Genomic DNA, 20704 nt, shown 5'->3' with positions numbered 1-20704 from the left:
CTCAATGTATACCGTATACAGTATACGAAAGAAAGCGAGACGGAAAAGGATTCGTGCATGGGTTCTGATCAACCGGAGGCCTGGCTGGGGGCCGAACAGCATCAGGTAGATGCCCTCGATCCCGGCGCCGTGGCCCGGGTGGCCGCCACCCTGGGACGGCCCGCGCCGGGCCAGGGGGAGGCGCTGCCCTGGCTGTGGCATTGGGCCTTTTTTCAGCCGGCGGCGCCGGCGGAGCGTCTGTCCCCGGACGGTCACACCCTGGGCGGCGACTTCCTGCCGCCGATGCCCGGTCTGCAGCGGATGTGGGCCGGTGGCCGGCTGAGCTTCCGGCGACCGTTGCGGGTCGGCCAGCCGGCCCTGCGTCACAGCCGGGTGACCCGGATTGAGCGCAAGGAGGGCCGTGACGCCGGCGCCATGATCTTCGTGACCGTGGAGCACCGTTACGAGCAGGACGGCGAGGAAGCGATCCATGAACAGCAGGATCTGGTCTACCGGGAGCCCCGTGCCCTGCCGGCCCGGCCCGGCGAGCCCCTGCCCGCCCTGCAATGGCGGCGCACCGTCGAACCGGACCCGACCCTGCTGTTCCGCTACTCCGCGGTGACCTTCAACAGCCACCGGATTCACTACGACTGGCCCTACGCCACCGCCACCGAGGGTTACGCCGGCCTGGTGGTGCACGGCCCGCTGATCGCCACCCTGGTGCTGGAGGCCTTCCTTCAAGCCCACCCAGGGGCACGGCCCACCGACTTCCGCTTTCGCGGCCTGCGGCCCTTGTTGTGCCCGGGCGCCTTGGTGGTGGGCGGCCTGGATGAAGAGCCGGGCCGGGCCCGGTTGTTCGCCGCCGATCAGGGCGGCCAGTCGCAGACCGCCCAGGTGCAATTCGAGGAACAGACTTAATGAGCCAACACACGGAAAACCTCACCGCCTTCCTGGCCGCCCTGCGTTTTGAAGATCTGCCCGACGCGGTGGTGGCACGGGCGGAGGATTTGTTTCTCGACTGGCTGGGCTCGCTGCTGGCCGGTGCGGGGCAACCGCCGGTGCCCCTGTTCGCGGGCTACGCCCGGCGCATGGGGCCGGCCAAAGGGCCTTGCGAAAACCTGGTGGACGGCACCACCACCTCGCCCTACTTCGCCGCCCTGGTGAACGGCGCCGCCTCCCATGTGGTGGAGCAGGACGACCTGCACAACAGCTCGGTGCTGCACCCGGCCACCGTGGTGTTCCCCGCCGCCCTGGCCCTGGCCCAGGACCGAGGCCGCGATGGCCGCGACCTGATCACGGCGGCGGTGGCCGGCTACGAGGCGGGCATTCGCATCGGTGAGTTTCTGGGGCGCTCCCATTACCGGGTGTTCCACACCACCGGCACCGTGGGCACCCTGGCGGCGGCGGTGGCCGCCGGCAAGCTGCTGGACTTCGACCAGGAGCGCTTCACCCATCTGCTCGGCACCGCCGGCACCCAGGCCGCCGGGCTGTGGGAATTTCTGCGCGACGCGGCCGACTCCAAACAGCTGCACACCGCCAAGGCGGCGGCGGACGGCGTGCTCGCCGCCAGTCTCACCGCCGACGGTCTGACCGGCGCCCGCGACATTCTGGAAGGGGACCAGGGCCTGGCCGCCGGCCTCTCCGACCAGGCCGAGCCCGCTTTTCTCGACGATCGCCTGGGCCAGCGCTGGGCACTGGCGGAGACCTCCTTCAAGTTCCACGCCTCCTGCCGCCACACCCATCCGGCGGCGGATGCCCTGCTCGACCTGATGGCCCGGGAACACCTGGTGGCCGACCAGATCCATGGCGTCACCGCCCGGGTGCACCAGGGCGCCCTGGACGTGCTGGGCCGGGTGGACACCCCGCGCACCGTCCATCAGGCCAAGTTTTCCATGGGCACGGTGCTGGCGCTGATCGCCCTGCACGGCCGCGCCGGGCTCGGGGAATTCCACGGCATTCCCCTGGACGACCCGGCGGTGGCGGCGTTCCGTGACCGGGTGCGCATGACCCTGGACGCGGAGGTGGACCAGGCCTACCCGGCCCGCTGGCTGGGCCGGATCACCGTGGAAACCGTGGACGGACGCACCCTGCACGGCGCCATCGACGAGCCCAAGGGCGACCCGGGCAACACCCTTTCGCGCCCGGAACTGGAAGACAAGTTCCGGCGCCTGGCCGCCTTCGGCGGCAACACCAACGCGGCGCGCGCCGACCAGCTGATCGCCCGGGTCTGGAGCCTGGGCGCCGGTGGTCCGGTGCGTTTTCAGAGCTAACAACAAGATCGGGAGAGACACATGATTGAGCACGATGCCCAGGCCCTGGCACAGATTCGGGAAGGGGTGCGCGGCCTGTGCGAGCGCTTCGGCGACGACTACTGGCGCCGCATCGACCAGGCCAAGGGGTTCCCGGAGGAATTCGTCGCCGCCCTCACCCAGGCCGGCTGGCTGGCGGCGATGATCCCCGAGGAATATGGCGGCTCCGGCCTGGGCCTGGCGGAGGCCTCGGTGATCCTTGAGGAGGTCAACCGCTGCGGCGGCAACTCCGGCACCGTGCACGGCCAGATGTACAACATGTTCACCTTGCTGCGGAACGGCTCCGAGGCGCAGAAACGCGAGTACCTGCCGCGCCTGGCCAGCGGAGAGCTGCGGCTGCAATCCATGGCGGTCACCGAACCCACCACCGGCACCGACACCACCAAGATCAAAACCACCGCCGTTCGCCAGGGCGACCACTACCGGATCAACGGCCAGAAGGTGTGGATCTCCCGGGTTCAGTATTCCGACCTGATGATCCTGCTGGCGCGCACCACGCCACTGGATCAGGTGAAGAAAAAAACCGACGGTATGTCGATCTTTCTGGTGAATCTGCACCAGGCCATCGGCAATGGCCTCACCGTGCGGCCCATCGAGAACATGGTGCACCACATCACCAACGAGCTGTTCTTCGACGACCTGAAAATTCCGGCGGAAAATCTGATCGGCGAGGAAGGCAAGGGCTTCCGCTATATCCTCGACGGCCTCAACGCGGAGCGCACCCTGATCGCCGCCGAGTGCATCGGCGATGGCCGCTGGTTCATCGAAAAGGCCAGTGACTATGCCCGCCAGCGGGAAGTGTTCGGCCGCCCCATCGGTCAGAACCAGGGCATTCAATTCCCCATCGCCGAAGCGCACATCGAGGTGGAGGCCGCCGACCTGATGCGCTGGCGCGCCTGCCGGGAATACGACGCCGGCCAGCCCGCCGGCGCCAGCGCCAACATGGCCAAATACCTGGCCGCCAAGGCCTCCTGGGAAGCGGCCAACGCCTGCCTGCAAACCCACGGCGGTTTCGGCTTCGCCTGCGAGTACGACGTGGAGCGCAAGTTCCGCGAGACCCGGCTCTACCAGGTGGCGCCGATCTCCACCAATCTGATTCTGTCCTACGTGGCCGAGCATCTGCTCGAACTGCCACGCTCGTTCTGAACGCCCGCCGAGGAGATTCCACCATGACCGACTCCCCTTCGCGCCCCCTGGAGGGCGTCACCGTGGTCAGCCTGGAGCATGCCATCGCCGCGCCCTTCTGCACCCGGCAACTGGCGGACCTGGGCGCCCGGGTGATCAAGATCGAGCGGCCCGGCGTGGGCGATTTCGCCCGTGGCTACGACGAGCGGGTGCGCGGCCTGGCGTCCCACTTCGTGTGGACCAACCGCTCCAAGGAGAGCCTCACCCTGGACCTCAAACACGGCGATGCCGGGCCGGTGCTGGAGCGGCTGCTGGAGCAGGCCGACGTGCTGGTGCAGAACCTGGCCCCCGGCGCCGCCGCCCGCCTGGGGCTGGATTTCGACACCCTGCACGCCCGCCATCCGGCACTGATCGTGTGCGATATTTCCGGCTACGGTGAAGGCGGCCCCTACCAGGACAAAAAAGCCTACGACCTGCTGATCCAGAGCGAAGGCGGCTTTCTTTCGGTGACCGGCAACGACGAGCAGATGGCCAAGGCCGGCTGTTCCATCGCCGATATCGCCGCCGGCATGTACGCCTACAGCCACATTCTGTCCGCCCTGTTGATGCGCCAGCACACCGGCCAGGGCAGCCGCATCGACGTGTCCATGCTGGAAAGCCTGGTGGAATGGATGGGCTACCCGCTCTACTACGCCTTCGAGGGCGCCGCGCCACCGCCGCGCAGCGGCGCCGCCCACGCCACCATCTACCCCTACGGCCCGTTCGACACCGGGGACGGCGGCACCGTGATGCTGGGCCTGCAGAACGAGCGGGAATGGAACCTGTTCTGCGACCAGGTACTGGGCCAGCCGGAGCTGGCCGGGGACCCGCGCTTCGCCTCCAACTCCCTGCGGGTACGCCACCGGGCCGCGCTCAAGGCGCTGATCCTCACCGAGTTCGCCGGGCTGGACGCGGAGGAGGTGCTGGGGCGGCTGGACCGGGCCGGCATCGCCAATGCCCACGTCAACGACATGGACGGCGTGTGGCGGCATCCGCAGCTGGCGGCACGGTGCCGCTGGACCGAAATCGGCAGCCCCAAGGGCCCGCTGCCGGCGTTGCTGCCCCCCGGCGTCAGCAACGCCTGGGCGCCGCGCATGGGCGCGGTGCCGGATCTGGGCGAGCACACCGACGCCATCCTCGGTGGCCTGGGCTTCGACCCCGACCACCGGGACCGGCTGCGCCGGCAGGGGGTGATCGGATGACCGCCCCGGTGGTGCGCTCCGCCCTGTTCGTGCCCGCCAGCCGCCCGGACCGGATCGCCCGGGCCCGCGCCAGCGGCGCCGACGCCATCATCCTGGACCTGGAGGACGCGCTGGCCCCGGAGCACAAGGACGCCGCCCGGGCGGACCTGGCCCGGGCGCTGGCCGACGACCCCGGCGGCGCGCCCCTGTGGGTGCGCGTCAACGCCGCCGACAGCCCCTGGTTCGAGGACGACCTGGCGCTGTGCGCGGCCTGGCCGGCGGTGCACGGCGTGATGCTGCCCAAGGCGGAACGGAGCACCGACCTGGCCACCGTGGCCGCCCTTGGCAAGCCGCTCTGGGCGCTGGTGGAAAGCGCCGCCGGCGTGCTCGCCCTGGCGGCGCTGACCGCCACGCCGGGGCTGGAACGGCTCGCCTTCGGCGCCCTGGACAGCGCCCTGGACCTGGGCCTGGAAGACCAAAGCGAAGGCGCCGACACGGTGCTCGACCAGCTGCGTGTGCAAGTGCTGCTGCACAGCCGCGCCCGGGGTCTGGCCCCGCCCCTGGAAAGTGTGGTGCCCGGGTTCCGGGACCCGCAACCGGTCCGTGATCGGGCGCGCCGGGCGGCGCAGATGGGGTTCGGTGGCATGCTCTGCATTCACCCGGCACAGATCGAGCCGGTGCACCAGGCCTTTACCCTGAGCGAGGCACAACGGGACTGGGCCCGGCGGGTGCTGGAAGCCGCCGGGCACCGGGCCCTGCCGTTCCAGCTGGACGGTGAGATGATCGACGAGCCGGTGCTACGCCGGGCCCGTCGATGGTGGGGTCCGCAGGACCCGTGATCAGTCCTTCAGCGCGAACAGCTTCACGTCCGGGCGGCCGGCCAGCAGGCCCTTGAGGCCGCCGCCCAGTTCCTTCATGTGCTCCCGATGGGCCTGCAGAGCCGCTTCGTCACTGTATTGCTCGTAGATCAGCAGGGTGTCGGCGTCGTCCAGGGACTGGTGCACCAGGTAGCAATGGTTGCCCTCTTCCTTGACCACTTCGGCGGCGATCTTTTGCATGGCGGCCACCAGCTGGTCACCCTGGCCCGGCGTGGCGGTCATTACGGCGGTAATTCCGATCATCATGCTCTCCCGTTTTCGCAACAGTTTTATTGAAATGATGTTCCGCATACTGGCAGCACCCGTCGCCGCCGGCCATGGCCTGTTGCGTCGTTGATCGGGGCAAATACGATCCCGAGGGTGTGTGTAAAAGGGTTCATCGTGCTTTGGCGGGAAATTTCGCTCCAGCCGGGGCGCGGCTCAGGGCGCGACGCCCTTCCGGGACCCTTGAGAACAGGACGTTCGAAAGGGAGCCCCCATGGACGGGTTCACGGCGTTCCCGGAAGGGCGTCGCGCCCTGAGCCGCTTAGCAGTGATCTTCCGCGCCACGGGCTCTACAGAGCCACCACCCCCACCCTGGTACATCGTTGTTGGTAACCCGGAACGGTTCCGCTACCTCGAAGCGGCTCTGTGTGGGTGGTGGATTACTGTAGGAGCGACTGGGCGGCACTCCGCTTCAGTCGCGATCCGCTCCGGCGCTATCGTCATCGCCATCGCGACTGAAGTCGCTCCTACATAATAAGGGTCTTACGCGGCTCAGGGCGCGCGCCGGTGGAGCGCATTTCCCGCCAAACCGCGATGGATAAAAAAGCGGCCACCAGGGCCGCTTTTTTCGGGAGCCGGACGGCGCGCCTAGCGGCGTTCCATCTGGATTTCCTTGACCACGATATCGCCGTCGATAACCACCGGCTCGTCGTCCAGGAACAGGGAGCAATCCCGCATCGGGATGTCCAGGTGGCAGGCGGTGTCGTTGGTGCCGCCCAGTTCGTTGTTGGGGCCGGTGGAGAACATCACGTTGCCGTAGAAGCTGCGCGGTTCCATGCCCATGCCGCCGGGGAACTCGCCCGGGGTCATGCGGTGCCATTTGGCGTCCGGGTTCATGCCCCAGCCCACGTGGCTCATGCCCTTGCCGCGCTCGTCGTTGAAGCTGTCCATGTAGGACTTCACCAGGTCCGCGTCGAGGCCGCCACGGATATCGGTGATCCAGCCCTTCTCGATGGTGTAGGTGATCGGGTCGCGCACGTACATGTTCTGCGGCAGCAGCACGTCGCCCGGGGCCACCACGATCTGCCCGTCCACGCCATCGTCATCGCCGCCGGTGAACACGAAACCGGAGGGCCAGTGGTCCCAGCGGCCGGGCTCGTCGGTGCAGGCGTATTCCATGATGGTCGGGTAGGTATTGAGCTTGTAGGTCACGTCGGTGCCGTGGGGCGAGGTGATGCGCATCACCTTGGCCTTGGCCAGCAGTTCACCGGCGATTTCCACCTTCTCGCGCAGTTCCTTGGAGGGCAGCATGCGCGCCAGCAGCTCCGGCGGTTCCACGGCGGTGAGCACGCGGGTGCCGGCGGCCTGGATCGCCATCTGCTCCGGCGAGAACAGCAGGAACATGCAGTCGATCAGCATATCCGCCTGCTTGAGCGCTTCCACCGCGTCCGGCAACGCCGCCAGACCGGTCTGGCCCACCACCCAGCCGCCCATCGGCGGCGGCGCCGGCAGGCGCATGTGGTACATGCGCGCGCCCAGCTTTTGCCCGGCGGCCATGAAGGCGTCGGCATAGTCCAGTCGTTCGTTGCCCTGGGTCAGGACAACCACTTTCTCGCCCTCATGGACGCCGGACATCTTGAGCTGGTGCAGGCAGATATCCGCGAAGCTGATGGGATCCATGATATTTCTCCCGGAGTCGTCGTTATGGGGATAACCATTGCCTCCGAGCATAAATTATAATTTCGTATAATTACAAGCCTGAAGCCACGATGTGGTTCCCGCCAGCCCCCGTAGGAGCGGCTTCAGCCGCGATTCAGCCACGAAGTTTCCTGAAAGGCTGATCGCGGCTGAAGCCGCTCCTACGGGGTATCGGCGTGCCGGGGTAGCGGGTGTATCGAGGGCGCCGGGGGGAGCGCTATTCCAGCGGCGCGGTCAGCCCGGCGGTGAGGAACAGCACCAGCTGGCGCAGCATTTCGTCCCGGCCCGGTTCGCCGATCTGCCCTTCGGTGAGGTCGTTGAGGCGGCCCAGATCATTGAGCATGAACATATAGGTGCCCACCAGGAACGCCATGCGCACGCTGATCACCTGCCGGGGAATGCCGGGCAGCGCCTCGGACAGGGCCTGGATATAGCGGCGCAGGGAGTCGTCGTACACTTCCCGGCGCAGGCGCAGGGCGTACTCGGCGGGCTCCGCGTGCAGGCGCGCCTGCAGCCGCACGAAGGCGGCGCCGCCGGGGCCGCTGTACTTCATGTCCCACTGGGGCTTGAGGTAGGCGTGGATCAATTGCGGCACGGTGGGCCGGCCGTCGTCGGCCAGCAGCGCATCCAGCCGTTCATGGCGGCCCCGGGAGATGACGCCGCCGTGGCGCCGGTAAACCGCGTCGAACAGCTCGTCCTTGGTGCCGAAGTAATAGCGGATCATGTTCTGGTTCACGTCCGCCGCCCGGGCGATGTCGCGCACCTTGGTGCCGGCGAAACCATGCTCGGCGAAGGCCAGCTCCGCCTGATCCAGAATCACCTCGCGCACCGCCTGGTCGTCCTTGGGACGTCCCGGCCCGCGTCGCTTGCCCGATGCCTTCGCTTCCACCATGGCGGTGGTCACCTCCGCTGTCCGCCCTCGCCCGGGGCGCAAATAAAAAAAGGCGCCGCGAGGGCGCCTTTCCTGTTTGGCGGAGAGGGTGGGATTTGAACCCACGGAGGACGCAAATCCTCGGCGGTTTTCAAGACCGCTGCATTCGACCACTCTGCCACCTCTCCGGTCGGCGCACATGATACCTGAGACGCTCCGGCAGTCAACGCCCGCACGTCAAGAAACCTGCCCTAACTGTGTGATTCAACGGGAAAATCTTGATTTTGGCGCGGGTGTCCCTATTATCCAGGGGAGTCCCCCGAAGCAATGAGCCCGATTATGAGCAACCAGCAGAATCCCTACGCCTCCCCGCTGCGCGGCAGCGGCCTCCAGGTCACCGGCGAGCGTGCCGCTCAGGTCCTGAAGAACACCTACATGTTGCTCGGCCTGTCCCTGATGGCCGCCACCGGCGCGGCCATGTTCGCCATGTCGGCGGGCATCGGCTATGTGAGCCCGCTGATCACCATCGCGGTCTACTTCGGTCTGCTGTTCGCCACCAACAAACTGCGCAACAGCGGCTGGGGCATCGTTGCCGTGTTCGCCCTGACCAGCTGGCTGGGCTTCACCACCGGGCCGCTGATCAACATGTACGCCCAGATCCAGGGCGGCATGGAAATCGTGTCCCTGGCCCTGGGCGGCACCGCCACCATCTTCGTGGCCATGTCCGCCATCGCCCTGGTGAGCCGCAAGGACTTCAGCTTCATGACCAACTTCATCATGGTTGGCGTGCTGGTGGCGTTCCTGGCCGGTCTGGCGGCCATGTTCTTCAATATCCCGGCCCTGGCCCTGGCGGTGTCCGCCGCTTTCGTGCTGCTGTCTTCCCTGCTGATCCTGTGGCAGACCAGCGCCATCATCCACGGCGGCGAAACCAACTACATCATGGCCACGGTCACTCTGTTCGTGTCCATCTATAACCTGTTCCTGTCCCTGCTGAATATTCTCACCGCACTCAGCGGGAATGACTGAGTTCAGTCTTCTCGTGACCGCCGGGCCCCAGCGGCCCGGCGCCCTCACCGCCCTGCGCACCGCCCGCGCCCTCCAGGCTTCCCCCTACCCGATCTACCGTTTGTTCTTCTACGGCGAAGGTGTGCTGCTGGCCCACCGGCTGTTGGACGCCGGCGATCCCGCCAGCGAAACCGCCCGTGCCTGGCAGCACTGGGTGCGGGACACCTCGGCACCGGCGACGGTGTGCGTGGGCGCCGCCCATAAGCGTGGCGTCACCGCCGAGACCCTGGCCGGGGGCTTTCAACTGGTGGGCCTGGGCGACTGGGTGGACGCCCTCAATCACGGCGGCCGGGTGGTGCATTTTGGCTGACGGCGTGCTCTATCTGATCCAGGGCGTACCCGGCCGCGACGGCCGTTGGCGGGAAAGCGTGGAGATGGCGCTGACCGGCGCCGCCTTCGCCCTGCCCACGCGGGTGTGGCTGGCCCCGGAGGTGGTGGCGGTGCTGGCCCGGCGCGCCGACGGCGGGGAATTGCTGGCGGAATTGACCGGCTTTGGCGTGACCTGCGTGGCCGACCGGGCCCACCAACAGGACGGCGCGCCGGCCGCCATCCAATGGCTGGACCGGACCGCCCTGGCCGCCCTCCGCGATGACGCCGAGCGCGTTATCGTGCTGTGACCCTTGATCCGTGACGGAGCCGGCATGCTGCATGTGATTGCCTTCGAGACCCTGGACTCGCCCCTGGCGGAAGCCTGCCTGGGCCTGTACCGGGACGGCGATGTCTGCGTGTTCGCCGACGGCGGCGCTCTGGTGGCGGCGGCGTTTCCGCTGCGCGGGCCGGGCTACCTGCTGGAGGACGCCGCCCCCGCCGCCCGCCCCGGGAACCTGGAGACCATCGATCATGCCCGCTTCGTCGAGCTGATGGCGGCCCATGGCCCGGTCACCAGCTGGTATCCTTGAACCATGACTGAACATGCTTTTGCCCCCTATGTACGTACCCTGGGTCGCGGCAAGCGCGCCCGCCGGGACCTGACCCGGCACGAGGCCGCCGAGGCCATGGGCCTGATCCTGGACGGCCAGGCCACCGACGCCCAGATGGGCGCCTTTTTGATGCTGCTGCGCGTCAAGGAAGAAACCCCGGAGGAGCTGGCCGGCTTTCTGGACGCCTGCCGGCCGCGCTGCGCCGAGCAGCTGGCGGATCTGCCGCCGGTGGACGTGGACTGGCCCAGCTACGCCGGCAAGAAGAAACACCATCCCTGGTACCTGGCCGCCGCCCGGCTGCTGGCCGGCCACGGCGTGCGCATCCTGATGCACGGCGGCCCCGCCCATACCCCGAACCGCCGTTACAGCGACGACATGCTGGCGGAGCTGGGCGTCGCCCTGCCCGGCTCGGTGGCCGAGGCCGGCGACCAGCTCCGCGAAGACGGCTTCACCTTCCTGGATCTGAAGCACTTCTGCGCGCCCCTCGCACCCTTGCTGATGATGCGCTTCGAGCTGGGCCTGCGCTCACCGATCAATACCCTGGCGCGCAGCCTTAACCCGGCGGGGGCGCCGCTGAGCATGCAGAGCGTGTTCCATCCCGCCTATCTGGCGCTGCACCTGGGCGCGTCCCAGCTGTGCGGTGACCGGGATCTGCTGCTGTTCAAGGGCGAAGGCGGCGAGCCGGAGATACGCCCTGATGCGCGCACCGCCCTCACCGGCCTGCGCCATGGGGACCCGGCGGAAGCGGTGCTGGACGCCGCCCTGCCCCGCCAGACCCCGCCCGGTGAGGTGTCACCCTTGCACGTGCGTGCGGTGTGGCGCGGCGAGGCGCAGGACGATTACGGCGTGGCGGCGATTCGCGGCACCGTGGCCACGGTGCTGTGGGGGCTGGAGAAGGTGGAATCCCTGGAACAGGGCCTGAAGGCCGCCGAAGCCCTCTGGGAAGCCCGCGACCGCGCGGCGCTCTAAAACCCGGGTCGTGTTGTCGTAGGAGCGGCTTCAGCCGCGATGAAGCTGGCACCGCCGTTGATCGCGATTGAAATCGCTCCTACAACAGGGGCAGGGAATTTCGGGTAGGAGCGGCTTTAGCCGCGATGACGCTGGCACCGCCGTTGATCGCGATTGAAATCGCTCCTACCGCTTCCTTTCCGGCCGGTTTTCAGCTTTGCCCGAACCAGCGATAGCGCGGGTGCAGGCTGACCACGCTGCCGACGATGATCAGGGTGGGGGCGTGGATTTCCCGGCCTTCCACGGTGTCCGGCAGGTCGGCCAGGGTGCCGGTGATTACTTCCTGGAGGTCGGTGGTGCCCCGGGATACCAGGGCAATGGGGGTGGCCGGGTCGCGGCCGTGCTCGATCAGCCGGGCGCAGATCTGCCGCAGCCCCACCAGCCCCATATAGAACACCAGGGTTTCGCTGGGGGCCATCAGCCCGGCCCAGTCCAGGTCCACGCTGCCGTCCTTGCGGTGGCCGGTGACGAAGCGCACCGACTGGGCGTGGTCCCGGTGGGTCAGCGGAATGCCGGCGTAGGCGGCGCAGCCGCTGGCGGCGGTGATGCCGGGCACCACCTGAAAGTCGATGCCGGCGGCCACCACCTTTTCCAGTTCCTCGCCGCCCCGGCCGAAGATAAAGGGGTCGCCGCCCTTCAAACGGCACACTTTCTTGCCCTGGCGGGCGTAGTGCACCAGCAGGTCGTTGATATTGTCCTGGGGCAAGGTGTGCTGATCCCGGGCCTTGCCCACATAGACCTTCTCCGCGTCGGCGCGGGCCAGGGCAACGATTTCCGGCGCCACCAGCCGGTCGTAGAGCACCACCTCCGCCTTGTCGATCAGGTGCAGGGCGCGGAAGGTGAGCAGGTCCGGATCACCGGGGCCGGCGCCCACCAGATAGACTTCCCCGGCGTTGCCGTCCGCCGGCGCGGTGGCCTGTTCGATGGCCCGGCGCAGCCCTTCCTCGGCCTCGGATTCATGACCGGACAGCACCCGCTCCTCCAGCGGCCCATCCAGCTGGGCTTCCCAGAACGCCTGCCGGTCCCGGCGCGCCGGCAGCCGTTGCCGCAGCGGCCCCCGGAAGCGCCCCAGCAGCGCCGCCAGCCGGCCCCAGCGGGCCGGCAGCCAGGCTTCCAGGCGGGCGCGCAGGCGCCGCACCAGCACCGGCGATACCCCGGAGGAACTGATGGCGATAAACAGGGGGTCGCGGTCGATCAGGGCCGGGAACACAAAGCTGCTCAGCGCAGGTTCGCCGACCACGTTCACCGGCAGGCCACGGGCCTCGGCGGCCCGGGCCAGGTGCTCGTTGACGGTGGCGTCGTCGGTGGCGGCCACCGCCAGGCGCACGCCGTCCAGGTCCCGGTCCTGCACCGCCCGGCGCAGCCACTGGCCGCCGCCCTGCTCCACCAGCCGCGCCAGATCGTCACGGCAGCGCGGCGCCACCAGCCGCAGGCGGGCGCCGGCATTGTCCAGCAGCCGCGCCTTGCGCAGCGCCGTGTCGCCGCCGCCGGCCACTAGCACGGTGGCGCCTTTCAGTTTCAGCCCCAGGGGCAGAAAGTCCATGGCTGCTCCGTTAGCGCCGGCTCAGGCCAACCGGTCCAGGCCGCGCATATAGGGGCGCAGGGCCTCGGGCACGGTCACCGAGCCGTCCTGGTTCTGGTAGTTCTCCAGGATCGCCACCAGGGTGCGCCCCACCGCCAGGCCGGAGCCGTTCAAGGTGTGCAGCAGTTCCGGTTTGCCGGTCTCCGGATTGCGCCAGCGGGCCTGCATGCGGCGCGCCTGGTAATCGCGGAAGCTGGAGCAGGAAGAAATCTCCCGGTAGCGCTGCTGGCTGGGCAGCCATACCTCGATGTCGTAGGTCTTGGCGGCGGAAAAGCCCAGGTCGCCGCCGCACAGCACCACCACCCGGTAGGGAAGATCCAGCTTTTGCAGAATCGCTTCGGCGTGGCCGGTGAGCGCTTCCAGGGCCGCCTCGGAATCCTCCGGACGCACCAGCTGCACCAGCTCCACCTTCTCGAACTGGTGCTGGCGAATCATGCCCCGGGTGTCCTTGCCGTGGCTGCCGGCCTCGGAGCGGAAGCACGGGGTATGGCAGGTGTAGCGGCGCGGCAGGCTGTCCGCGTCGAGAATCTCGTCGGCGGCCAGATTGGTCACCGGCACCTCGGCGGTGGGGATCAGGTACAGCTCCCGCTCGCCCTGCATCTTGAACAGGTCGTCCTCGAACTTGGGCAACTGGCCGGTGCCGCGCAGCGCCTCCGGGCCCACCAGATAAGGCACATAGACTTCCTGGTAACCGTGCTCGCCGGTATGGGTGTCGAGCATGAAGTCGATCAGCGCCCGGTGCAGCCGCGCCAGCTGGCCGGTCATCACCGCGAAGCGGGCGCCGGACAGCTTGCTGGCGCGCTCGAAATCCAGGCCGCCGGCGGCCAGGTGCTCGCCCACGTCCACGTGATCCTTGGGCTCGAAGTCGAAGGCGCGGGGCGTGCCCCACTGGCGCACTTCCACGTTGTCGTCCTCGTCGGCGCCGGCGGGCACCTCCTCCACCGGCACATTGGGCACGCCCATCAGGAAATCGCGGATTTGGTCCTGGATCGCCTTGGCGCGCTCCACCTCGCCGTCCAGCTGGTCGTCGATTTCCTTCAGGGTTTCCGCCACCTTGGCCTTGGCCGCGTCCACGTCCATGCCGGACTTGATCAGCTCACCGACTTCCTTGGAGGCTTTCTTGCGCTGGGCCTGCAGGTCCTGGGAGCGCACATCGGCGTCCTTGCGGCGGGCATCAAGAGCGCGGAACGTCTCCAGATCCAGTTCATAGCCTCGCTTCTTCAGCGCCTCGGCGATGGCCTCGCCGTCCTGGCGCAGCGCGCGGATATCAAGCATGTTCGATCCCCTCGGGAAACAGTCGGTGATTCATGGGTCGGGCGCCTGGGCGCCGGGGTGCAAAGCTTAGCAAAAAGCGAAGCTTCAAGCTGCAAGCCGCAAGCTACAAGCTACAAGCCGTGGACAGGCGTGGCGGGAGTAGCGGGCGGTTGAAAGTTGAAAGTTAAAAGTTGAAAGGTCGTGGCTGAAACGCCTTCCCGCGGCTGACGCCGCCCAGCGCCTGAAGCGCGGGCACGGCCCCCTAGACCTCCTGGCGCCCACCCGCGTTTTAACTTTTAACTTTCAACTTTCAACTCAGCAACCCCTACCCAGCCCCCCAAAACCGCCACCGCCCCCATCGTCCCGCATCAGTCGTCATACCGCCGCCAATCCGCGTCGGCGTTTTGCTGGCGGAGGCGGCGGAGTTTTTCGGCGATGCGGATTTCCAGGCCGCGCTCCACCGGCTCGTAGAGGCGGGTGTCCCGAAGTTCGGCGGGGAAGTAGTTCTCGCCGGCCACGAAGGCGTCGGGGAAGTCGTGGGCGTAGTGGTATTCGGCGCCGTAGCCTTCGTTTTTCATCAGTTTGGTGGGGGCGTTGCGCAGGTGCAGGGGCACCTCGTTGCTGGGGTTGCGGGCCACCAGGTCCCGGGCCCGGTTGTAGGCGTTGTAGACCGCGTTGCTCTTGGGCGCCACCGCCAGGTAGGCGATTGCCTGGGCCACCGCCAGTTCCCCTTCCGGGCTGCCCAGGCGCTCCTGCACGTCCCAGGCGTTGAGGCACAGGGTGAGCGCGCGGGGGTCGGCGTTGCCGATGTCCTCGCTGGCCATGCGCACCACCCGGCGGGCGATGTAGAGCGGGTCGCAGCCGCCGTCCAGCATGCGCGCGAACCAGTACAGGGCGGCGTCCGGGTCGGAGCCGCGCACCGCCTTGTGCAGGGCGCTGATCTGGTCGTAGAACACGTCGCCGCCCTTGTCGAAGCGGCGCACCGCGTCGCGCAGCACCTCTTCCATCAGCGGCCGGTCGATGACGGCGGCATCGCCGCTGCCCTCGGCCAGGTCCACGGCGATTTCCAGCATATTGAGCAGGCGCCGGGCGTCGCCGTCGGCGTAGCCCAGCAGCAGGTCGCGGGCGTCGTCGGCCAGCTCGATATCGGCCAGTTCCGGCTCGCGCAGGGCCCGCTCCAGCAGCCCGGCCAGATCCTCGCGCTCCAGCGAGCGCAGGCGATAGACCCGGGCCCGGGACAGCAGCGCGTTGTTCAGTTCAAAGGACGGGTTCTCGGTGGTGGCACCGATAAAGATCACCGTGCCCTCTTCCACGTGGGGCAGAAAGGCGTCCTGCTGGGCCTTGTTGAAGCGGTGCACCTCGTCCACGAACAGCACCGTGCGGCGGCCCTGGCCGAGCCGCGCCTTGGCCTGATCGACGGCGGCGCGGATGTCCTTGACCCCGGACAGCACCGCCGAAAGAGTGATGAACTCGGCGTCCACCACGCTGGCCAGAATCAATGCCAGGGTGGTCTTGCCGGTGCCCGGCGGGCCCCACAGGATCATGGAATGGAGCTGGCCCCGTTCGGCGGCCTGGCGCAGCGGCTTGCCGGGGCCCACCAGATGGCGCTGGCCCACGTACTGGTCCAGATTGGCCGGGCGCAGGCGCGCCGCCAGAGGCTGGGCCTCGGCGCGGTGCTGGTTCTCGAACAGGTCGCTCATTGCTGCCGGATAACGTCGGTCCCTTCCGGCGGCTCGAAGTGAAAACGGCCCGGCGTGGGCTCGCCATTCAGCGTCAGATCGCGGAAGTCGATGATGGTTTTCTGGCCGAGCGCATCCTCCAGCCGCATGGAACGGGGCGTTTCACCCTCGAAGGTCACGTCCAGAATATCGAACAGCGGGTCGCCGCCCTTGGGCTTGAGGCGATAGGTCACGCGCTGGCCGCTGCGGCTTTGCTCACTGATGGAGAACGCCTTGGACACCGCCTGGGGGTCGCCGCCGAACAGCAGCGCCGGGGTCTGGCTCAGGTCCTGGGTGAGCGGGCGCACCACCACCTGTTCCAGGTCCGGGTCATAGACCCACACGGACTGGCCGTCGGACACCGCCAGTTGCTCGTAGGGGCTCTCGGTGTGCCAGTAGAAGCGGTTGCCACGGGCCACTTCCAGGGTGCCGGCGCTGTCGCGGGTGCGTTCGCCGCTCTCGCCCACCACGGTCTGCTGGAAGCCCCCGCTCAGGGTGCGCAGCCCGTTCAGCTTGCCCAGCAGGTCCTCGGTGGGGCCGGCCAGGGCCAGGGCGGGCAACAGCAGCGCGATGATACAAAAAAGTCGCATATCAGGTCCTTGCAGTGGGCGGCGTCAGGAAGGCGGTGGTGCCAGCACTTCACGCTGACCGTTGTGCCCGGCCTCGGACACAACGCCGGCCATTTCCATGGCCTCCACCAGGCGCGCCGCCCGGTTGTAACCAATCTTCAGTTTACGTTGCACCGAGGAAATCGAGGCCCGGCGGGACTCGGTCACATAGGCCACCGCCTCGTCGTAGAGCGGGTCGTCCTCCTCGCCACCGCCTTCCGGGCTCTCCATGCCGGGCAGCGGCGCGTTCAGGTCGCCGCCGCCTTCCAGGATTTCCTCCAGGTAATTGGGCTCGCCCCGTTTGCGCCAGTCGTCGCACACCCGGTGCACCTCTTCATCTGAGACAAAGGCGCCGTGCACCCGTTCCGGCATGCTGGTGCCGGCGGGCAAATAAAGCATGTCACCGTGGCCGAGCAGCTGCTCCGCCCCACCCTGGTCGAGCACCGTGCGCGAGTCGATCTTGGACGACACCTGGAAGCCGATCCGCGACGGCACGTTGGCCTTGATCAGGCCGGTGATCACGTCCACCGACGGGCGCTGGGTGGCGAGAATCAGGTGGATGCCGGCGGCGCGGGCCTTCTGGGCGATGCGCGCGATCAGCTCTTCCACCTTCTTGCCGACGATCATCATCATGTCGGCGAACTCGTCGATGACGATGACGATATAGGGCAGCTTCACCGCCAGCGGCGCTTCCTCGCTCAGGTCCATGGGGTCGTTCGGCTTCCACAGCGGGTCCTTGAGCGGCTCGCCCTTCTTCTCGGCGTCGCTGATTTTGCGGTTGTAGCCGGCCAGGTTCCTCACCCCCATGGCCGCCATCAACTTGTAGCGGCGCTCCATCTCACCGACACCCCAGCGCAGCGCGCTGGCCGCTTCCTTCATGTCGGTGACCACCGGGGTGAGCAGATGGGGGATGCCGTCGTAGACCGCCAGTTCAAGCATTTTGGGGTCGATCATGATCAGCCGCACCTCTTCCGGGCTGGCCTTGAACATGATCGACAGCAGCATGGCGTTCAGGCCCACGGACTTACCGGAGCCGGTGGTGCCGGCCACCAGCAAGTGCGGCATCTTGCCCAGATCGGCCATCACCGGATTACCGGAAATGTCCTTGCCCAGGGCCAGGGTAAGCGGCGAGGCGGCGTCGTCGAACATGCGCGAGCCCACCACCTCGGTAAGGCGGATCATCTCGCGCTGCTCGTTGGGAATCTCGATGCCCACGGTGGTCTTGCCGGGAATCACCTCCACCACCCGCACGCTGATCACCGCCAGGGAGCGGGCCAGGTCCTTGGCCAGGTTGGAGATTTTCGAGACCTTGATGCCCGCCGCCGGCTGAATCTCGAAGCGAGTGATCACCGGGCCGGGCTGCACCGCCACCACTTCGGCGTCGATGTTGAAGTCCTTGAGCTTGATCTCCAGCAGCCGGGACATGCCGTCCAGGGCTTCCTCGGAGTAGCCGCCCTTGCTCTCGTCCACCGCGTCGAGCAGGGCCAGCGGCGGCAGATCGCCGGTGACCTGGGCGGTGAACAGGGGCTGCTGCTTCTCTTTTTGCACCCGCTCGCTTTTTTCCACCGGCCGGGCCGGCTGGGCGATCTTGGGCGGGGTGCGGTTTTCCTGCTTCTTCCTCGCCTCGGTGACCACCTGGGCCCGCTTCTGGCGGGCTTCCCGGGCGGCTTTCTGCTCCGCCTTGCGCTCGCGGCGGGCGGCGAACCAGGCCGGCCCCTTCTCGCCCACCGCCAGTACCGCCGCGCCCAGGCGCTCGGTGAGGGCGATCCAGGACAGGTCGGTGAACACGGTGACGCCGATCAGGAACAGGGCCACCATGATCAGGGTGCCGCCGAGCGCGTTGAAGGCGTCCAGGGAGGCATCGCCGACCACCTGGCCGAGAATGCCGCCGGCGTCCTCCGGCAGCGGCAGATCGACGCCGGCGAAATGCATATAGGCCAGCGCCGTGCCGCTCATCATGGTCAGCACGAAGCCCACCAGCCGCAGGCTGAACAGCGGCCAGTTGCCGGCCAGGCCGGCGTGGCGCTCGCGCAGCACCTTGAAGGCCCAGAACGCCACCAGCACCGGGAACACATAGGCCATGAAGCCGAACAGGCTGAGCAGCAGGTCGGCGCAGAAGGCCCCTGCCCGGCCGCCGGCGTTGCTGACGTCGCCGGGGCGGGACACGAAGGTGTAGCCCGGGTCGCCGCTGTCATAGGTGACCAGTGCCAATACCAGGTACAGGGACAGGGCGATCAGCGCGATCACCATGCCTTCCACCAGGCCTTTTTTGAGATGGCGGGAAAACCCGGAGGGGTTGCCGCCGGTTGCTGCCTTTGCCTTGGACACTGCGGGCCTCTGGGGTTGAGGAGCCGCCGGACACGCCCTATCGGCGCCGGCTCCTTATTCTAAAGACTTGAAAACCTTGGGATTGTAGTCAATCCGAAGGCCATGAACCAGCGCTCGATGGCGGCCTGGCGATGGCTATCGCGGCCATAGAGTGTACGCCCTTCACGGGCCGGGGGTTTTGTTGTAGTTTGCATTCGCCCTGAAACCCGATTCCCGGCGGAGAAAGCCATGAGCGACGCGCAGCACCATCGACTGATTATCCTGGGTTCCGGCCCGGCCGGTTATACCGCTGCGGTGTACGCCGCCCGCGCCAACCTGAAGCCGGTGGTGATCACCGGCATCGAGCCCGGCGGCCAGCTCACCACCACCACGGAGGTGGACAACTGGCCCGGCGACGTGGAAGGCCTGCAGGGTCCGGACCTGATGGTGCGCATGCAGAAGCACGCCGAGCGGTTCGAGACCGAGATCCTGTTCGACCACATCAACACGGTGAACCTGGACCAGCGGCCGTTCGTGCTGCGCGGCGACAACGGCACCTATACCTGCGACGCCCTGATCGTCGCCACCGGCGCCTCCGCCATGTATCTGGGCCTGGAGTCCGAGCAGGCGTTCATGGGCAAGGGCGTGTCCGCCTGCGCCACCTGCGACGGCTTTTTCTATCGCGGCCAGAAGGTGGCGGTGATCGGCGGCGGCAACACCGCCGTGGAAGAGGCCCTGTACCTGTCCAATATTGCCGAGGAAGTGGTGCTGGTGCACCGCCGCGACAAGCTGCGCGCGGAGAAAATCCTGCAGGACAAGCTGCTCGCCAAGGACAACATCACGGTGATGTGGGACCACACCCTGGATGAGGTGCTGGGCGACGACTCCGGCGTCACCGGCATGCGCGTCAAGGCCACCGGCGACGGCGCCACCACCGACGTGGAGCTGCAGGGCGTGTTCATCGCCATCGGCCACAAGCCCAACACCGGCATCTTCGAGGGCCAGCTGGCCATGAACAACGGCTATATCCGCATCAACAGCGGCCTGGAAGGCAATGCCACCGCCACCAGCGTGGAAGGGGTATTCGCCGCCGGGGACGTGGCCGACCACGTCTACCGCCAGGCGGTGACCTCGGCGGGCGCCGGCTGCATGGCCGCCCTGGACGCCGAGCGCTATCTGGAAAGCCTGGAAGCGTGATCCCCTGGCTGCCGGCGGGAAGCGATTTCCCGGCGCCGGAGCACGCGCTGGATGACCCCAACGGTCTGCTGGCCGCCGGCAACGACCTGAGCGCCACCACCCTGGTGCGCGCTTACCGGCTGGGGATCTTTCCCTGGTACGAGGACGGCCAGCCGATTCTCTGGTGGTCCCCCAATCCCCGGTGCGTGTTTCGCCCCGGGGATTTTCATATCAGCCGCCGCCTGCTCCGCCACCTGCGCGGCGCCGATCTGAGTTTTCATCTGGACGCGGATTTCGAGGCCGCCATCGACGCCTGCGCCGCCCCCCGGGAACCCGGCGGCGGCACCTGGATCACCACGCAGATGCGCACCGCCTACCTGCGCCTGCACAGCCTCGGCTACGCCCACTGTTTGACGGTGGACCAGGACGGGGAACTGGCCGGTGGCATTTACGGTGTGCAACTGGGTGGGGTGTTTTACGGCGAGTCCATGTTTTCCCGACGCACCGACGGCTCCAAGAGCGTGCTGGCCATGCTCTGGGCACTGGCGCCCCGGCTCGGCATCCGTCTGCTCGACGCCCAGGTGGAGAACCCCCACCTGATGCGGCTGGGGGCCCGCCTGATGCCGCGCGCCGATTTTCAGCGCGAGCTGGACCGGCTGGTTACCGACACCACGCCCCGGCCCTGGCCCAAGGGGCCGTTTCGCTGGCAGGAAGGCTGAGACCCCATCGCGACTAAAGTCGCTCCTACAGGGGCGCTGTAGGAGCGGCTTCAGCCGCGATAA

20 protein-coding genes and 1 tRNA gene are annotated in these 20704 nt (G+C 67.7%); 12 read left to right on the top strand and 9 right to left on the bottom strand.

Translation table 11 applies throughout. The annotated features are described in order from the left end of the window. Positions 1–57 precede the first annotated feature (57 nt). The 5 genes from FGS76_RS05110 to FGS76_RS05090 are packed head-to-tail and all read left to right on the top strand — an operon-like array spanning position 58 to position 5472. Positions 58–897, top strand: a complete 840-nt coding sequence (locus FGS76_RS05110) for an HTD2 family dehydratase (protein ID WP_138771549.1) — start codon at positions 58–60, stop codon at positions 895–897. Next, positions 897–2249, top strand: a complete 1353-nt coding sequence (locus FGS76_RS05105) for an MmgE/PrpD family protein (RefSeq protein ID WP_138771548.1) — start codon at positions 897–899, stop codon at positions 2247–2249. Before FGS76_RS05110 ends, FGS76_RS05105 begins: the two co-directional genes overlap by 1 nt. Before the next feature lie 21 nt (positions 2250–2270). Next, on the top strand, positions 2271–3434 hold the full coding sequence (locus FGS76_RS05100; RefSeq protein WP_205717184.1) for an acyl-CoA dehydrogenase family protein: 1164 nt from the start codon (positions 2271–2273) through the stop codon (positions 3432–3434). A 23-nt stretch (positions 3435–3457) separates the two neighbouring features. Next, a complete protein-coding gene (locus FGS76_RS05095; protein ID WP_138771547.1) occupies positions 3458–4654 on the top strand; it encodes a CaiB/BaiF CoA transferase family protein in 1197 nt (398 codons plus the stop codon). Beyond that, a complete protein-coding gene (locus tag FGS76_RS05090; protein ID WP_138771546.1) occupies positions 4651–5472 on the top strand; it encodes an HpcH/HpaI aldolase/citrate lyase family protein in 822 nt (273 codons plus the stop codon). The genes FGS76_RS05095 and FGS76_RS05090 overlap by 4 nt, the downstream gene beginning before the upstream one ends. On the opposite strand, the gene FGS76_RS05085 is transcribed toward FGS76_RS05090, so the two are convergent. The 4 genes from FGS76_RS05085 to FGS76_RS05070 form a co-directional block, all read right to left on the bottom strand. Beyond that, positions 5473–5757: a putative quinol monooxygenase gene (locus tag FGS76_RS05085; protein WP_240692424.1), complete on the bottom strand. Its 285-nt coding sequence runs from the start codon at positions 5755–5757 to the stop codon at positions 5473–5475. A gap of 606 nt (positions 5758–6363) precedes the next feature. Then, the gene (locus FGS76_RS05080; RefSeq protein WP_138771544.1) at positions 6364–7395 is read right to left on the bottom strand and encodes a 2,5-dihydroxypyridine 5,6-dioxygenase NicX family protein; all 1032 of its coding nucleotides are present in this window, start codon (positions 7393–7395) and stop codon (positions 6364–6366) included. A gap of 235 nt (positions 7396–7630) precedes the next feature. After that, positions 7631–8317 (bottom strand): TetR/AcrR family transcriptional regulator, encoded by a 687-nt coding sequence (locus FGS76_RS05075; protein ID WP_205717183.1) that lies wholly within the window; start codon positions 8315–8317, stop codon positions 7631–7633. A 65-nt stretch (positions 8318–8382) separates the two neighbouring features. Continuing rightward, positions 8383–8472, bottom strand: a tRNA-Ser gene (locus FGS76_RS05070). Positions 8473–8611: 139 nt separating this feature from the next. On the opposite strand from FGS76_RS05070, the gene FGS76_RS05065 reads away from it, so the two are divergent. The 5 genes from FGS76_RS05065 to FGS76_RS05045 are packed head-to-tail and all read left to right on the top strand — an operon-like array spanning position 8612 to position 11238. Continuing rightward, complete coding sequence (locus FGS76_RS05065; protein WP_205717182.1) at positions 8612–9310, top strand: Bax inhibitor-1/YccA family protein; 699 nt, start codon at positions 8612–8614, stop codon at positions 9308–9310. Then, positions 9303–9659 (top strand): DsrE/DsrF/TusD sulfur relay family protein, encoded by a 357-nt coding sequence (locus FGS76_RS05060; RefSeq protein WP_138771543.1) that lies wholly within the window; start codon positions 9303–9305, stop codon positions 9657–9659. Before FGS76_RS05065 ends, FGS76_RS05060 begins: the two co-directional genes overlap by 8 nt. Continuing rightward, positions 9652–9966: a hypothetical protein gene (locus FGS76_RS05055; RefSeq protein ID WP_138771542.1), complete on the top strand. Its 315-nt coding sequence runs from the start codon at positions 9652–9654 to the stop codon at positions 9964–9966. The genes FGS76_RS05060 and FGS76_RS05055 overlap by 8 nt, the downstream gene beginning before the upstream one ends. Before the next feature lie 24 nt (positions 9967–9990). Beyond that, complete coding sequence (locus tag FGS76_RS05050; RefSeq protein ID WP_138771541.1) at positions 9991–10248, top strand: hypothetical protein; 258 nt, start codon at positions 9991–9993, stop codon at positions 10246–10248. Positions 10249–10251: 3 nt separating this feature from the next. After that, complete coding sequence (locus tag FGS76_RS05045) at positions 10252–11238, top strand: glycosyl transferase family protein (RefSeq protein ID WP_138771540.1); 987 nt, start codon at positions 10252–10254, stop codon at positions 11236–11238. A gap of 190 nt (positions 11239–11428) precedes the next feature. On the opposite strand, the gene cysG is transcribed toward FGS76_RS05045, so the two are convergent. From cysG to FGS76_RS05020, 5 genes are all read right to left on the bottom strand, one after another. Beyond that, entirely contained in the window at positions 11429–12820 is a 1392-nt protein-coding gene (gene cysG / locus FGS76_RS05040) for a siroheme synthase CysG (protein ID WP_138771539.1), read from the bottom strand. A gap of 21 nt (positions 12821–12841) precedes the next feature. After that, positions 12842–14134 (bottom strand): serine--tRNA ligase, encoded by a 1293-nt coding sequence (gene serS / locus FGS76_RS05035; RefSeq protein ID WP_138771538.1) that lies wholly within the window; start codon positions 14132–14134, stop codon positions 12842–12844. Between the two features lie 347 nt (positions 14135–14481). Then, a complete protein-coding gene (locus FGS76_RS05030) occupies positions 14482–15813 on the bottom strand; it encodes a replication-associated recombination protein A (RefSeq protein ID WP_138771537.1) in 1332 nt (443 codons plus the stop codon). Then, complete coding sequence (gene lolA / locus FGS76_RS05025) at positions 15810–16421, bottom strand: outer membrane lipoprotein periplasmic chaperone LolA (protein ID WP_138771536.1); 612 nt, start codon at positions 16419–16421, stop codon at positions 15810–15812. Before lolA ends, FGS76_RS05030 begins: the two co-directional genes overlap by 4 nt. Before the next feature lie 24 nt (positions 16422–16445). Beyond that, positions 16446–18689 (bottom strand): DNA translocase FtsK, encoded by a 2244-nt coding sequence (locus FGS76_RS05020; RefSeq protein ID WP_138771597.1) that lies wholly within the window; start codon positions 18687–18689, stop codon positions 16446–16448. Between the two features lie 306 nt (positions 18690–18995). Between FGS76_RS05020 and trxB the strand changes: the two genes are divergently transcribed. Next, positions 18996–19943 carry a thioredoxin-disulfide reductase gene (gene trxB / locus FGS76_RS05015; protein ID WP_138771535.1) on the top strand — a complete coding sequence of 316 codons (948 nt, stop codon included), beginning with the start codon at positions 18996–18998 and terminating at the stop codon, positions 19941–19943. After that, positions 19940–20641: a leucyl/phenylalanyl-tRNA--protein transferase gene (gene aat, locus FGS76_RS05010; protein WP_138771534.1), complete on the top strand. Its 702-nt coding sequence runs from the start codon at positions 19940–19942 to the stop codon at positions 20639–20641. Before trxB ends, aat begins: the two co-directional genes overlap by 4 nt. Positions 20642–20704 lie beyond the last annotated feature (63 nt).

The organism is Alloalcanivorax gelatiniphagus (assembly GCF_005938655.1).
In the GTDB taxonomy this organism is placed as follows: domain Bacteria; phylum Pseudomonadota; class Gammaproteobacteria; order Pseudomonadales; family Alcanivoracaceae; genus Alloalcanivorax; species Alloalcanivorax gelatiniphagus.
This window is presented reverse-complemented; position numbering and strand designations above follow the sequence as displayed.

Bases quoted from the DNA above. Each gene is read 5' to 3' on its own strand.
- FGS76_RS05060 (WP_138771543.1), top strand. From the start codon at position 9,303: ATGACTGAGTTCAGTCTTCTCGTGACCGCCGGGCCCCAGCGGCCCGGC.
- FGS76_RS05050 (WP_138771541.1), top strand. From the start codon at position 9,991: ATGCTGCATGTGATTGCCTTCGAGACCCTGGACTCGCCCCTGGCGGAA.
- FGS76_RS05080 (WP_138771544.1), bottom strand. From the start codon at position 7,395: ATGGATCCCATCAGCTTCGCGGATATCTGCCTGCACCAGCTCAAGATG.
- FGS76_RS05085 (WP_240692424.1), bottom strand. From the start codon at position 5,757: ATGATGATCGGAATTACCGCCGTAATGACCGCCACGCCGGGCCAGGGT.
- FGS76_RS05045 (WP_138771540.1), top strand. From the start codon at position 10,252: ATGACTGAACATGCTTTTGCCCCCTATGTACGTACCCTGGGTCGCGGC.
- FGS76_RS05110 (WP_138771549.1), top strand. From the start codon at position 58: ATGGGTTCTGATCAACCGGAGGCCTGGCTGGGGGCCGAACAGCATCAG.
- serS (WP_138771538.1), bottom strand. From the start codon at position 14,134: ATGCTTGATATCCGCGCGCTGCGCCAGGACGGCGAGGCCATCGCCGAG.
- FGS76_RS05020 (WP_138771597.1), bottom strand. From the start codon at position 18,689: ATGGTGATCGCGCTGATCGCCCTGTCCCTGTACCTGGTATTGGCACTG.
- FGS76_RS05095 (WP_138771547.1), top strand. From the start codon at position 3,458: ATGACCGACTCCCCTTCGCGCCCCCTGGAGGGCGTCACCGTGGTCAGC.
- FGS76_RS05030 (WP_138771537.1), bottom strand. From the start codon at position 15,813: ATGAGCGACCTGTTCGAGAACCAGCACCGCGCCGAGGCCCAGCCTCTG.
- FGS76_RS05065 (WP_205717182.1), top strand. From the start codon at position 8,612: ATGAGCCCGATTATGAGCAACCAGCAGAATCCCTACGCCTCCCCGCTG.
- cysG (WP_138771539.1), bottom strand. From the start codon at position 12,820: ATGGACTTTCTGCCCCTGGGGCTGAAACTGAAAGGCGCCACCGTGCTA.
- lolA (WP_138771536.1), bottom strand. From the start codon at position 16,421: ATGCGACTTTTTTGTATCATCGCGCTGCTGTTGCCCGCCCTGGCCCTG.
- trxB (WP_138771535.1), top strand. From the start codon at position 18,996: ATGAGCGACGCGCAGCACCATCGACTGATTATCCTGGGTTCCGGCCCG.
- FGS76_RS05100 (WP_205717184.1), top strand. From the start codon at position 2,271: ATGATTGAGCACGATGCCCAGGCCCTGGCACAGATTCGGGAAGGGGTG.
- FGS76_RS05105 (WP_138771548.1), top strand. From the start codon at position 897: ATGAGCCAACACACGGAAAACCTCACCGCCTTCCTGGCCGCCCTGCGT.
- FGS76_RS05090 (WP_138771546.1), top strand. From the start codon at position 4,651: ATGACCGCCCCGGTGGTGCGCTCCGCCCTGTTCGTGCCCGCCAGCCGC.